At 45.5% G+C, this 13,212-nt stretch carries 19 protein-coding genes; 14 read left to right on the plus strand and 5 right to left on the minus strand.

The window, feature by feature from the left end:
• Window positions 1–46: 46 nt before the first annotated feature.
• The 12 genes from hisB (at window position 47) to rpoH (ending at window position 8,666) form a co-directional block, all read left to right on the plus strand.
• Window positions 47–640: an imidazoleglycerol-phosphate dehydratase HisB gene (gene hisB / locus BM293_RS05540; RefSeq protein WP_093447429.1), complete on the plus strand. Its 594-nt coding sequence runs from the start codon at window positions 47–49 to the stop codon at window positions 638–640.
• Window positions 641–645: 5 nt separating this feature from the next.
• Complete coding sequence (gene hisH, locus BM293_RS05545; RefSeq protein ID WP_093447431.1) at window positions 646–1,287, plus strand: imidazole glycerol phosphate synthase subunit HisH; 642 nt, start codon at window positions 646–648, stop codon at window positions 1,285–1,287.
• Between the two features lie 49 nt (window positions 1,288–1,336).
• Window positions 1,337–2,083, plus strand: a complete 747-nt coding sequence (hisA, locus tag BM293_RS05550) for a 1-(5-phosphoribosyl)-5-[(5-phosphoribosylamino)methylideneamino]imidazole-4-carboxamide isomerase (RefSeq protein ID WP_093447433.1) — start codon at window positions 1,337–1,339, stop codon at window positions 2,081–2,083.
• Window positions 2,084–2,857, plus strand: coding sequence for an imidazole glycerol phosphate synthase subunit HisF (hisF, locus tag BM293_RS05555; protein WP_093447435.1), 774 nt, complete (start codon window positions 2,084–2,086; stop codon window positions 2,855–2,857).
• The gene (locus BM293_RS05560) at window positions 2,854–3,177 is read left to right on the plus strand and encodes a phosphoribosyl-ATP diphosphatase (protein ID WP_093447436.1); all 324 of its coding nucleotides are present in this window, start codon (window positions 2,854–2,856) and stop codon (window positions 3,175–3,177) included. The genes hisF and BM293_RS05560 overlap by 4 nt, the downstream gene beginning before the upstream one ends.
• Window positions 3,178–3,193: 16 nt before the next feature.
• Window positions 3,194–3,514, plus strand: a complete 321-nt coding sequence (locus BM293_RS05565; RefSeq protein WP_093447438.1) for a histidine triad nucleotide-binding protein — start codon at window positions 3,194–3,196, stop codon at window positions 3,512–3,514.
• Window positions 3,515–3,572: 58 nt separating this feature from the next.
• Window positions 3,573–3,830 carry a Sec-independent protein translocase subunit TatA gene (locus BM293_RS05570; RefSeq protein WP_093447440.1) on the plus strand — a complete coding sequence of 86 codons (258 nt, stop codon included), beginning with the start codon at window positions 3,573–3,575 and terminating at the stop codon, window positions 3,828–3,830.
• Between the two features lie 49 nt (window positions 3,831–3,879).
• Window positions 3,880–4,323 (plus strand): Sec-independent protein translocase protein TatB, encoded by a 444-nt coding sequence (gene tatB, locus BM293_RS05575; RefSeq protein ID WP_093447441.1) that lies wholly within the window; start codon window positions 3,880–3,882, stop codon window positions 4,321–4,323.
• Window positions 4,324–4,329: 6 nt separating this feature from the next.
• Window positions 4,330–5,349, plus strand: a complete 1,020-nt coding sequence (gene tatC, locus BM293_RS05580) for a twin-arginine translocase subunit TatC (protein WP_093447443.1) — start codon at window positions 4,330–4,332, stop codon at window positions 5,347–5,349.
• Window position 5,350: 1 nt separating this feature from the next.
• Window positions 5,351–7,042, plus strand: coding sequence for a thioredoxin domain-containing protein (locus tag BM293_RS05585; RefSeq protein WP_234968912.1), 1,692 nt, complete (start codon window positions 5,351–5,353; stop codon window positions 7,040–7,042).
• Between the two features lie 3 nt (window positions 7,043–7,045).
• On the plus strand, window positions 7,046–7,744 hold the full coding sequence (locus BM293_RS05590) for a zinc metallopeptidase (RefSeq protein WP_093447445.1): 699 nt from the start codon (window positions 7,046–7,048) through the stop codon (window positions 7,742–7,744).
• A 64-nt stretch (window positions 7,745–7,808) separates the two neighbouring features.
• Entirely contained in the window at window positions 7,809–8,666 is an 858-nt protein-coding gene (gene rpoH / locus BM293_RS05595; RefSeq protein ID WP_093447880.1) for an RNA polymerase sigma factor RpoH, read from the plus strand.
• Window positions 8,667–8,738: 72 nt separating this feature from the next.
• On the opposite strand, the gene rpsT is transcribed toward rpoH, so the two are convergent.
• The 5 genes from rpsT to BM293_RS05620 all read right to left on the minus strand — a co-directional run bounded on the left by rpsT (window position 8,739) and on the right by BM293_RS05620 (window position 12,070).
• A complete protein-coding gene (gene rpsT, locus BM293_RS05600; protein ID WP_093447882.1) occupies window positions 8,739–9,002 on the minus strand; it encodes a 30S ribosomal protein S20 in 264 nt (87 codons plus the stop codon).
• Window positions 9,003–9,171: 169 nt separating this feature from the next.
• Window positions 9,172–9,642 carry a 23S rRNA (pseudouridine(1915)-N(3))-methyltransferase RlmH gene (rlmH, locus tag BM293_RS05605; protein ID WP_093447447.1) on the minus strand — a complete coding sequence of 157 codons (471 nt, stop codon included), beginning with the start codon at window positions 9,640–9,642 and terminating at the stop codon, window positions 9,172–9,174.
• Between the two features lie 2 nt (window positions 9,643–9,644).
• Window positions 9,645–10,007: a ribosome silencing factor gene (gene rsfS / locus BM293_RS05610; protein WP_093447449.1), complete on the minus strand. Its 363-nt coding sequence runs from the start codon at window positions 10,005–10,007 to the stop codon at window positions 9,645–9,647.
• 2 nt (window positions 10,008–10,009) lie between these two features.
• A complete protein-coding gene (gene nadD / locus BM293_RS05615; RefSeq protein ID WP_093447451.1) occupies window positions 10,010–10,690 on the minus strand; it encodes a nicotinate-nucleotide adenylyltransferase in 681 nt (226 codons plus the stop codon).
• Window positions 10,691–10,711: 21 nt separating this feature from the next.
• Entirely contained in the window at window positions 10,712–12,070 is a 1,359-nt protein-coding gene (locus tag BM293_RS05620; protein ID WP_200770599.1) for an ethylbenzene dehydrogenase-related protein, read from the minus strand.
• A gap of 67 nt (window positions 12,071–12,137) precedes the next feature.
• Between BM293_RS05620 and BM293_RS05625 the strand changes: the two genes are divergently transcribed.
• Complete coding sequence (locus tag BM293_RS05625) at window positions 12,138–12,593, plus strand: methylated-DNA--[protein]-cysteine S-methyltransferase (protein ID WP_093447453.1); 456 nt, start codon at window positions 12,138–12,140, stop codon at window positions 12,591–12,593.
• Window positions 12,583–13,212, plus strand: coding sequence for a DNA-J related domain-containing protein (locus tag BM293_RS05630; protein WP_093447455.1), 630 nt, complete (start codon window positions 12,583–12,585; stop codon window positions 13,210–13,212). The genes BM293_RS05625 and BM293_RS05630 overlap by 11 nt, the downstream gene beginning before the upstream one ends.

Consider the following 13,212-nt stretch of genomic DNA (forward strand, 5'->3'; position numbering starts at 1 on the left):
TATCATAAAAAATTTTTCTAACTGGGTAAAATTTTAAGGATAGACGATGGCATCTCGTACAGCTCAAGTAACAAGGAATACACTTGAAACTAAAATCAAGCTCTCTATCAACCTTGATGGCAAGGGGACAGCCAACTTTAATACTGGCGTGCCTTTTTTCGAGCACATGCTTGATCAAATTTCCCGCCATGGATTAATTGATCTCGATATCCAAGCAGATGGTGACCTGCATATTGATGACCACCACACCGTTGAAGATATTGGCATCGCACTTGGCCAAGCCTTATTCAATGCCGTTGGCGACAAAAAAGGTATTGTACGCTATGGTCACGCCTATGTACCCCTTGATGAAGCACTATCTCGAGTCGTCATCGATCTCTCTGGAAGACCAGGCCTGGTGTTTAACGCACAATTCAGCCGGGAAAAAATTGGACAGTTTGATACACAACTTGTCGAGGAATTCTTTCTGGCTTTTGCCAACAATGCACGGGTTACGCTTCATATCGAAAACCTTTATGGTAAAAACGCCCACCACCAAGTTGAAACTATATTTAAGGCCTTTGGACGTGCCCTGCGCATGGCTCTATCACAAGACCACAGAATGCAGGACCAACTCCCTTCAACAAAAGGGGCGCTATAATACCAATGAACAATAAACTTATCGTTGTCGTCGATTACGGCATGGGAAATCTTCGCTCGGTAACCAAAGCAGCAGAGCATGTCGCCCCAAGCGGCTGTCACATCAAAATATCCCAAAATGCGTCCGACATTACCAATGCAGATGCTATTATCTTTCCAGGACAGGGCGCTGCAAAAGCCTGTATGCAGGCTATAAAAGAACACAACCTGAATGATGCACTGTTGCAGGCAGCCCAGTCCAAACCCTTTCTAGGCATTTGCATGGGGCTACAAGTACTCATGAGCCATTCTAATGAAAACAACGGCGTTGACTGCCTTAACCGTATTGAAGGCACTGTCGAGAAATTCCAGTCTTCTCCTGAGGCTAAAATTCCGCACATGGGTTGGAATCAAATTCATCAGCATCATGACCACCCCATGTGGCATAAAATTCCGCAGGACAGTCGTTTCTACTTTGTTCACAGCTACTATGTTTCCCCGACCAACCCCCAAATGATTCAAGGCACAACTGAGTATGCCAACCTAACATTTGCTAGCTGCCTAGCCGAAGGTCAACTATTTGCGATTCAAGCCCATCCAGAGAAAAGTGCACAAGCTGGCTTGCAATTGTTCAAAAACTTTATGACCTGGCCTATTGAATCGGCATAAAATGGCACCCATAATTTAATTTTGCGAAACAACTAGGATTAAAACCTCAATGCTACTTATTCCCGCTATAGATTTAAAAGACGGCCAATGCGTTCGCCTGAGACAAGGTGTCATGGAGGACGCAACGGTTTTTTCTAGCGATATTACCGCCATGGCTGATCGCTGGGTGCAACAAGGGGCACGCCGACTCCACATGGTCGATCTTAATGGTGCGTTTGAGGGCACCCCCATTAATCGCCAAGCCGTACTTGAGGTAACGCAAGCGTTTCCGGCACTGCCAATCCAAATTGGCGGCGGCATTCGTGACCTTAAAACAATTGAAGCCTATTTGAGCGCCGGGGTGGAGACCTGCATTATTGGTACCCAGGCTGTGCATAATCCTAACTTTGTTGCGCAAGCTTGCAAGGCCTTCCCTGGTCACATCATGGTCGGGCTTGATGCCAAAGAAGGCCGAGTCGCAATTAATGGCTGGGCCGAAGTCACCGACCACCAAGTCATTGACCTTGCCAAGCGATTTGAGCAAGATGGTATTGCGGCGATTATCTATACCGATATTGGTCGCGATGGCATGATGCAAGGGGTAAATATCCACGCAACACACCAGTTAGCGCAAGTCACTTCGACACCTATTATCGCTTCAGGCGGCATTACCAACCTTGATGACATAAAAGCACTTGCACCCTTAGGGCAAGACGGTGTAATGGGCGCCATTACAGGACGTGCTATTTATGAAGGCAGTCTTGATTTTGCAGAAGGCCAAAATCTTGCCGATGAACTTGCTGGAGCAAAATATTAAATGGGCTTAGCTAAACGCATCATACCTTGCCTAGATGTTGCCAATGGTCGCGTCGTTAAAGGCGTACAATTTGTCGATATCCGAGATGCTGGTGATCCTGTAGAGGTTGCTAAGCGCTATGACCAACAAGGTGCAGATGAAATTACCTTCCTAGATATCACCGCGAGCTCTGATCAGCGCGACACGCTTATTGACACCGTGGCTCAAGTTGCTAGCCAGGTTTTTATCCCTCTTACCGTTGGTGGCGGCGTAAGAAGTGTTGAAGACATTCGTCGCCTTCTTAATGCCGGTGCCGACAAAGTATCCATTAACACTGCAGCTATTCACCGCCCTGAGTTTGTAAAAGAAGCAGCCGACCGCTTCGGCTCACAGTGTATCGTCGTTGCGATTGATGCAAAGCGCGTTAGCCATGAGCATGAACCGTTACGCTGGGAAATCTTTACCCACGGCGGACGCAAGGCCACAGGGATTGATGCCATATTGTGGGCACAAAAAATGGTGGAATTTGGAGCCGGAGAACTCTTAGTCACCAGTATGGACAAGGATGGCACCAAAAGTGGCTTTGATCTTGAGTTGACTCGCACCATTGCAGATAATGTCACGGTACCTGTGATTGCCTCTGGCGGTGTGGGACAGCTTAATGACCTGGTAGAGGGTGTTGTGGATGGACATGCACAAGCCGTCCTAGCAGCGAGTATTTTTCACTTTGGACAGCACACCATTGCTGAAGCCAAACAAGCCATGCAGGATGCCGGTGTTGAGGTTAGACTATGAACACGATTCTATCGCGCTTAGATCAAGAGCTTGAGGCCCGAAAAAAACAAGACCCTGACTCGTCTTATGTAGCCAGTCTCTATGACAAAGGCCTTGAAAAAATATTAAAAAAAATAGCTGAAGAATCACTTGAAACCGCTATGGCGGCGAAGGACGGTGATAATCAGCACCTTGTTTACGAAATTGCAGACCTGTGGTTTCATACCCTCATATTATTATCTTATCAAGGTCTGAGTAGCAACGAAGTGCTTAACGAGCTTGAACGGCGCTTCGGTGTATCAGGCCATACCGAAAAAGCACAACGTCAATCAACCGACTAGACAACAGGAACAGAAGATGACATCAGAACAGAGCGTTTTTACCCGTATCATAAACCGTGAACTGCCCGCTGACATCGTTTATGAAGACGACAAATGTATTGTGATAAAGGACATTAACCCCCGGGCGCGCGTACACCTACTGGTTATCCCTAAAAAGCCTATTGCAACCCTCTTTGATCTAACGCCTGAAGATAAGGACTTGATGGGACACATGATGCTATTAATGCCGCAGCTTGCCCAATCGCAAAACCTGGATGGTTTTAAGACCGTCATTCATACTGGCGAGACTGGCGGACAAGAGGTTTTTCATATCCACATACATTTACTTGGTAACTAGTATACAAGTTTGCTATTATTCACCCTTTAACCCAACCCGCTAATTTTTGGAGTGCACTATGGGCATTAGTATTTGGCAACTATTGATTATTCTCGCCATCGTTTTAGTCATTTTTGGCGCAAAACGTCTTAAAAATGTCGGCACAGACCTTGGTGGTGCTATTAAAGGCTTTAAAAAAGCTGTAGCTGAAGATGACGATAAAAAGTCTAAAGACGACTCAGAACAAAAAACCTTAGCTGAAGATCAAAAAGATCAGAATGTTTATGATGTTCAAGCGACTGAAAAAGAGAACAGTGACACTAAGCCAAAAGCTTAACACTTAATCGCGTCTTGTTTACATTGCAACCGACTAGGGACTAAACACCATGTTTGATATGGGTTTTTTAGAAATTGCTGTCATCCTCGTTATCACACTACTGGTGGTCGGTCCTGAGCGCATGCCGGAGGTTGCGCGTAAAGCCGGCCAAATGATCGCTAAAGCGCGCAATTTTATAAACTCGGTTAAAGAAGACTCTGATTTAAAAGAAACTGTGCGCGAATTGCAGCAGGCCGTTGACCTCAAAGAAGAAAAAAAGAATTTTGATCATATACGCAAAGACCTAATGACAGGTTTTGATGACATAAAAGATCAAGTCAACTTTGATGATTTACAACGACCCTTCGATGCCAAGTCATTAACTGAACCACCATCGGCTGCTCAACGTGAACATGCGAGCAAACAACTTGAGTCTACTGATGATGTACCCACAGAAACAGCGGCTGACTCAACCTCCCCTTCGACTCGGCAAAATAAGACCGAAAGAGAATAACATCCGATGAAACAGAGCGCTTTACCGCCTAATGATCAAGAAATGACACTCGTTCAGCACTTGCTTGAACTTAGAAACGCTGTCACCAAATCGGTGATTGCAGTTGCTGTCATGTTTCTTATTCTGTTTCCATTTGCGAACGATATTTACACCTTTATTGCTGAGCCACTTACGCGTTATCTACCCGATAACACCAGCATGATTGCCGTAGGTGTTGCATCTCCCTTTTTAACACCTTTCAAATTAAGCCTTGTTTTAGCCATTTACATAGCGATGCCTTTTTTGCTTTATCAACTATGGAGCTTTATCGCACCCGCCTTGTACAGCCATGAAAAACAACTGATTGGACCTGTACTGTTTTTTAGTTCATTTTTATTTTACGCAGGCGGCGCATTTTCTTATTTTGTCGTTTTCCCACTGGTATTTGGCTTCCTATCCCAAACAGCGCCTGATGGTGTAACGATAGCAACCGATATCGCACTCTATCTTGATTTTGTTATCAAGATGTTCTTTGCATTTGGATTAGCCTTTGAAGTACCTGTAATCACAGTATTACTTATCCTAACAGGTATGGTTAAACCTAAAACTATGTCACATGCCAGACCTTACGTCATTGTTGCAGCCTTTGTACTAGGGATGCTACTCACACCGCCTGATATTATCTCGCAAACGTTACTGGCTGTGCCTGTTTGGCTCTTATATGAACTTGGGATCATCATTGGTACGATTATCCTGAAGCGTAAAGGGCTAGATAAAGACCATGAAGAGGACACAGCTGCCGCAACCTCTAGCTATGAACATGAACCAAGCACTAAAAGTTACCAAGGGTCGGCTCAAAAGTTCGATCGCGGCTTTGCAGAACAAACTAGTAATTCTAGCGATGAGGATTTCGATTTTGATAACGAATTTGATAAGATTGAACAAGAAATGGCCGCTCTAAGGGAACAGCCTAGTCAGGAAAAATCAAATAATCCAAAGGACAAGCCTAGTGATGATGAGCAGGAGCCAAAGCGTCCAACCAACTAGAATGACTTGGCTTAGCCGGTTGGCCGCTAAGCTAGCATTCGTTGTAAGCTTATTATGGCTCCCAAGTCCTGCCGTTCTTGCTCTTGACAGCCCTCTTCACAGCCACCCATCAGCATACATTGCATTGCATGCGAATGACCCCATTAACTGGCAGTTGTGGGGCCCAGAAGCCATGCAACTTGCACAAGAACAACAAAAGCCGATTTTTATTTCTTCTGGCTATTTTGCATGTCATTGGTGCCATGTAATGCATGAAGAAAACTACCAAGACCCACTTATTGCTGAACTGCTTAACCAACATTTTATCTCTGTTAAGATCGATCGAGAGCTTTTACCTGATCTAGATGACTATCTACTTAACCGCTTACGAGCAGCCACCGGATCTGCTGGCTGGCCACTTCACGGTATTTTGACCCCGGAAGGACAGTTGTTTAGCGGCTTTGTTTATCAGCCTCGCGATACACTACTGCAAACTCTCTTACACCTAAACCATTGGTGGCGTGAAGATGCTGACCGAATACGCACCCTGAGTCGTCCAAACACACAAGCAAATGAAACATTAATTTCTAGAGCGCAATTAGAATCTGACATCGCTAGCCAATTGTTAAACATTATGGATAGCTTTGAGGGAGGAATAAATCAGACCCAAAAATTTCCACACAGCCCACTATTACTGAGCACTTTAAAACAGCAAAACCTTGATCATGACACAATAGATTGGATAAAAACGACACTAGACCAAATGCAAACTGAGCATTTACGAGATCATATCCATCAGGGATTTTTTCGCTATACGGTTGACCCTAATTGGCAAGAGCCTCATTTTGAAAAGATGCTGTATGATAATGCACAACTGGCTGAATTGTTTTTTATTGCCGGGGCAAAATTTGATCGCGCAGACTTTATATCCACAGCGATTGACACACTTAATTATGTAGAGAATGAGCTACTTTCACCCATAACAGGTTTAGCTCAATCGAGTCAGTCGGCTATTGATGAAAGAGGCATTGATGGTGCACGCTACATCTGGTCTCGAAACCAACTGATTGAGCAATTAGACAGCCATCTCTTTGAAATTGTCAACTCAGCATGGCAACTCGATGGCGTACCCCCGTTTGAGTTGGGCTGGCTGCCTAAACCCATCGACTCAACGCACTGGCCGGACATTCAACAAGCCTTAGCATCGCGTCCTGCTATTACAGATGACAAGCAACTGCTTAGCTGGAATGGCTTACTTATTCGCAGCTATTTACATGGCTACCTGACCACCCAAAACCCACACTTTAAACATCAGATGATTAGCCTAGCTCATAGACTTAACCATTTACTGTCTCTTGCAGAACCACCGAGGGCTTTAAATAATACCGGGCAATTAGTTGAAAAAGCTACTCTTGAAGATTTTGCTTATGTTATTAGCGCGTTTGAAGATATGGCTCACTATTTAAATGATGTCTATTGGGCAGATCAAGCGACCAAGCTTCGCATACTAGCTAAACAGCAGTTCTTTATAAATGATCAGTGGCATACCAGTACACAAGCCTTGTTGCCAGGGCAGAGTCGTTATTTTGACCTCATCGATCTCGCCACCCCATCAAGTACAGCTATTATGCGCTGCGCAGAACCGAAAATTGCCATTTCTGCTGACTTTCAGCCTTGGCAATACGCCAGCTATTTACGCTATCATTGCGAATAATTCATGGGCCTAATAATCATTGCTGTTATTATTCTGGCAACCATTAGTTTTCTGCCTCAGCTTTGGACACGGGCCGTATTAAAAAAACACAGCCAACCCCATCCTGATCTGCCTGGAGATGCCAAAACATTTACCGAGCACCTCATCAACAAATATAAAACAAGCGAAGTCACGATTCACTGCCTGCCAGAAAATAGCACTCAAGGTGACCATTACGATCCTACCACTCATAGCATTCACCTATCTCATCAAAATTATCATAGCAATTCGTTAACGGCTATCGTAACGGCAGCACATGAGTTTGGACACGCGCTTCAGCATCATGAGCAATATGAGCCACTTCTACAACGCACTGACATGGTGATGCGCGCTCAATGGCTACAAAAATTCAGTGGTGCCGCACTCATCGCTACCCCGATATTAATCCCACTGTTACACACGCCCATGATTGGCTTAATTACTTTTGCAGCCGGTTTTATCGCTATGGGTATTCCTGTGCTCATTCACTTGAATACGCTTCCTGTGGAATTGGATGCCAGCTATAAACGGGCTCTACCCATCTTAAAAGAAGGACAGTATCTTAATGCCAGAGACATGCGCTCTGCACGACATATCCTTACCGCCTGCGCTTTCACCTACGTCAGCGCCAGTTTATCCAGTCTCTTCAATCTCTGGCGTTGGTTTAGCGGCTGGCGACGCTAATTGCAAAAAAAACCGAATCATGCTATTTTTATAAGGATTAAATTTTATTATGGAGGTTGTAGATATGACGAGTACTGCACTTACAATTCAACAACTTAGTCCTGGCCAGAACCTAGAATCTTACATCAAATCAGTTAAAGCACTCCCTGTTTTAAGTGCTCAGGAAGAAAAAGGATTGGCCGAAAAACTTTATTATCACAAAGACCTTGAAGCCGCACGCCAACTCATTTTGGCATCATTACGCTTTGTCGTACCTATTGCTCGGAGTTACCAAGGCTATGGCCTACCTATGAGTGACTTAATACAAGAGGGAAACATAGGTTTAATGAAAGCCGTTAAACGCTTTAATCCTGAAGAGAATGTACGACTCATGACCTTCGCAGTCCATTGGATCAAAGCCGAAATTAATGAGTTTGTGATTAAAAACTGGCGTATTGTCAAAACAGCAACGACTAAGGCGCAACGTAAACTATTTTTTAAACTACGTGGCGCTAAAAACGCGTTAACCTGGTTTACTGATAAAGAAGCCGACGAAGTTGCCGAACAGCTTGGTGTTACCCGAGCCGATGTACTCGAAATGGACAGTCGATTGTATGGCAAAGACATGCAAGTAGATATGAGCCAAGACGAGGAAGAATCCGAAGGTTACCTGTCTCCTGTGCTGATTAGCCAGAGCCCGACGCCTGAGGAGTCACTGATGCAAGAAAGTGAATCTTCATTTCACCAACAAGCTATGCAACAAGCACTAGCTGCGCTAGATGAGCGGAGTCGTGACATTATCCAAGCCCGTTGGCTTAGTGACTCTAAGCTTGGATTAAAAGAACTAGCCGAACGCTATCAGGTATCTATGGAGCGTATTCGTCAGATTGAGGTACAAGCTATGAAAAAAATGAAGCAGGCCATTCAAAGTTTACCTGCCTAAGCATTTCATTTAACCAAATACAAAAAAGCCAGCGAAATGCTGGCTTTTTTGTATCAAAATTTACGTATCAAATTAAGCTAAGGCTTTGATACGCGAATTAAGACGGCTCTTAGAACGAGCGGCTTTATTTTTTTCAATAATGCCTTTACGCGCCATTTTGTCTAATTTAGACTGCGCTGAAACAAATAACGCCGTTGCTTGCGCTTTGTCGCCACTATTAATCGCTGCTAATACTTTTTTAATCGCCGTGCGCATGTCTGAACGCTGTGATGCGTTACGTAAACGTCGAACTTCGGCTTGCTTTGCGCGTTTTGCTGCTTGTGCTGAATTGGCCACAATAATCTCCAAAAATCGGTAAAAATCTAAAGTACCTGGGTTTATCAAGTTGTCAGATTCACAACTCAGCCAGAAAAATACCATAGGGTTTGAAAGGATTGCGTGATTATACCCTTATCATAGACGAGGTCAAGAGACAATCAAAAATATTCACATTACTAGCAACTAACTATTCACGATGATAAGGATGATTCTGAAGTACAGACCAAGCACGATATAACTGCTCCGCTAACATCACTCTTACCAGAGGGTGTGGCAAGGTTAAATTAGACAAGCTCCACATCCAGTTAGCCTGCGCACGAATCGATTCATCTAAACCATCCGGCCCACCAACTACAAGTGCTACATCTTGCCCACCACCTAACCAGTCAGCCAATTTGTCGGCTAATTTTAACGTGGTAGGTTGCGCGCCTTTTTCGTCCAAAACGATTAAGCGCGTATTTTTGGGCAGGGCCGCCACAATACGCTTGGCTTCTTCCTGTTTGTATTGACTTACCGAACCGGTTTTGCCACGCACCGCCATCGGCAATTCAATTAAATTCAGACTACAGCTTTTAGGTAGGCGTTTAGCATAATCTTGATAGGCCTCTTGTACCCACTTGGGCATTTTTTGACCCACACAAATCAAATGAATGATCATAACTAAGCGTCAGATGGTTTTACCGCGCCCTCAGGCGCATCATCCTTAACCTGCCAGAGCTTCTCTAAAGAATAATAAGCACGCGCTTGTTCAGTCATTACATGAATAACAATATTGCCATGATCTACCAACATCCATTCGGGCTGTGGGCCACTTTCTGCACCTAGGCACGGATCATTCGCATCTTTAAATGCTTGTTCTACCATGCTGCCCAAGGCTTTAACATGGGTTGTTGATGTACCGGTTGCTACCACCATACAATCGGTAAAACTCGCTAAGCCAGTCACATCAATCACCTGCACATCACGGGCTTTGCCATCGTCCAATGTTTTGGTTACCAGCTCAATTGCTGCGTTTAATTCCATAGCTATCCTTTTTGATAAAGCCTATTAGTATCAATAAAATCTTGTACCGCTTTGGGTACAAGTGAATCCGTTGTCTCATTGTGTTTGATTAAATCACGGATTTGCGTTGCGCTCAAATCCAATTGCGTCACTGCCACATCAATAACCTGTCCAGCTGGTTTAGATAAGTGTGTCACTTGATGCTGCGCAAGCAGGCCTGCTATTGCCTCAGTTTGTAGCATCAACTCACCTGGACGATGCATCACCGCAATATTGGCTAAGGTTAAAATAGTTTGCCACTGATGCCAGTGCATAAATTTAGCAAACGCATCCATTCCCATAATGAGCACCAGGCCTGCTTGTGGCAAACGCTGTTTAAGACTGGCCAAGGTATCGACCATATAGGACGGCCCTTGACGATCTAGCTCAATCGAATCAAATACACACTGTGGATAATCGGCCAAGGCCAATTTAACCATTTGCGCTCGCTGCGCCGATGAGGCCTGCGGCGTCCCACGATGCACCGGCTGATAGCAGGGAACAAAATGAATGCGCGTTAAGTTTAACTGTTGCAGCACATCCAAAGCGGGTCGTAAATGCCCATAATGAATCGGGTCAAAGGTACCTCCGAATATGCCGATCCATTCCAAGTCGTGTTTATCGACTTGCTTAATGTGTTGTTCACTAGGCCTAGTTGTTACCACCCGCACTCCCTCATTATTCGATCAATTTGGTGTGGCAATTCGCTGTTTTTCTACTTCAACAGACAAATCAATCATATCGTCGGCTGAATGAATATGTCTAACGCCAATGGCACCACTTTCTACCGCCGTTTTTCCCGGATGGCCGTCACTATGTAACCACTTCCAAGTGGTTTGTCCGGGATAAAAAACTTTCAACTCAGTCCAAACCACCTCTGCTGCATTCAGATCACCGTCCACCTTCTGTGCCACAATATCGGCCTGCTCTATACCTAACCCCAAGGTTTGTGGCAAGGATACCAAGTGCCAACGCGCGCCCGATGCATTGGTGTGCACCGCAAACGCGACATTATAGCTTTCACCGTGGCGCAGTGTTTTACTGTCCAATACATTCGGACTATCTAAAGAACGCGTTAATTGAATGCGCCAAGCGCCCTCTTGATAACCCCCTGACGCACGAATAGCTCCGCGACTGCCGGACGGTTCACGCAAAAATCGCTGTGGTAACACATCCCCTTCCTGCCATTCATGGTCTGGGTCAAACGGCTTGGCAATCGCTTCCGATAGATAATACCAATCTTGCTGACTATACTCCCTAGCCAACAAACGCTCGCGCTCTAAATGCGTGATACCTGTTATCTCAGGGTTATACATCCAAGCAGGCTGTTGATTATCGGCATCCCAATTGGTAGTAAAAGCCCCTCTGCCTTCACTATTGAGGCGATAATGCAACACATAATTATTATCGGCATAGCCCACTGGATGACTGCGATGCGCACGCCATTGCCACAAATCTAAAAATTCGCCGCGCTGACGCATCGCGTCCAATTCTGCCGAATCCTTGAGCTTATGCCAAGATAATTCATCCCCTTGCGCATCACGAGTGGACGGCAAATACTTACGAATATCCGAGCGCCCCATCTCGCGGCCTAAAACTGGATGCGCTCGCACCTCATCACGACTCGCGGCACTACTCAAGGTACGCACACCATCATGCACCGTCATATAACCGCCATAACGATCAAAACCATCTACGGAGCCATCGTCAAGCATCATAGAAATTCGATCTTCATAAAGACCGTGCTGATCGGGACCCAAAGCACCACTGCCATATCTGACCCACTCACCGCCTTCATAAATCCAATACTGGTGATACCAACTTGGGTTGTCGGTGATAAATTCATAACGTATTTGAATATCTTGCTGGTTATACACCGCACCAACGCGCAAGGTAGCGACACGATCTTCAGCGTGAGGGATATAAACATTTTTGGATGGATCAACCTTGACTGGTGGCTGTGCCTGTATCGATGTCGCTAAAAGCAAACCACTTGCTGCGGTAAGCGCTAAAATCCATTGAAGGATTATCCGGTTTGTCGTCACCCTTACTCTCCTGTTCAACCTAATCAAACCCTATTATAATTCAGCCTATCGTTCATGAGCAGATTTGATGACACACAACTGGATAATCAGTAGCGCGCCCAGCTCGCTCGGCCAAATATTTCTGGCAACCCAAGGCCATCAACTGGTCAGAGTCGGTTTCAGCCCGTTTATAGATACGGATGATTGGCCACAGCTCAAGGCCCACCAGGCCTGGTTAGACGCAATAAATACCGGTGTGCTGCCGGGAACTTTGGCACCCAAAGGCACTGATTTCCAACTTAGTGTATGGCAAGCCTTGCAACAGATTCCGCTCGGCCAAACTCGCAGCTACCAACAGCTTGCTAACCAGCTAGGGCGACCGCAAGCCGTACGCGCAGTGGCGAATGCAATCGCCGCCAATCCGATTGCTTGGTTTATTCCTTGCCATCGTGTCATTCGCAGCAACGGCGAGCTCGGTGGTTATGCCTGGGGTTTAGCCAAAAAACAACAACTGCTGGATTGGGAAGCAACCCATGCAAACTGACCAATTTGACCCTCAGTTGCTTGATGACCTGTTGAATCTACTGCAACAACACCCTGACGGCATTGCTGAACACCAACTGCTTAAAGCACTCGCTGAACAGGGTTATGAAGCCTTTCAGCCAAGCCTGGAACCGCTGGCGCTATTTCAGGCGCATTTTTTACTGTTTCACCTGCTCTATCGACAACAGCAGGCCTGGTATCAACAAGGTCACGGTTGGCTGCTTATTGATTGTTTAAAGATTCAATTTCAGCCGCAACCGCCCCATCACAAGCCGCATAGCCACGACACGCAATCAGACCACCCACAACAGGATGACCCGTTGCGGCGTTATTATTTGGATATTGAACACTATCGGCAAACACAAACGGACGATGTGATTGAACTGCTGGACAGTTTTTGGCGCAGTCTCGCTCAGTCGCCGGACACAACACAGATCCAACAAGCGAAAGGCTGGCTTGAAATTACAGAAGAGACCATAACACTTGAACAGGTTAATCGACACTATCGCCGATTAAGCCAAATTCACCACCCCGACAAGGGCGGTGACAGTGAACGATTTCGACAGATCAGCCAAGCAGCAGAGACTTTACGAAAAAGCTTAGGTTACAAAAAAACCTAA

It is taken from the genome of Thiomicrospira sp. ALE5, from assembly GCF_900112445.1.
Taxonomy (GTDB): Bacteria; Pseudomonadota; Gammaproteobacteria; order Thiomicrospirales; family Thiomicrospiraceae; genus Thiomicrospira.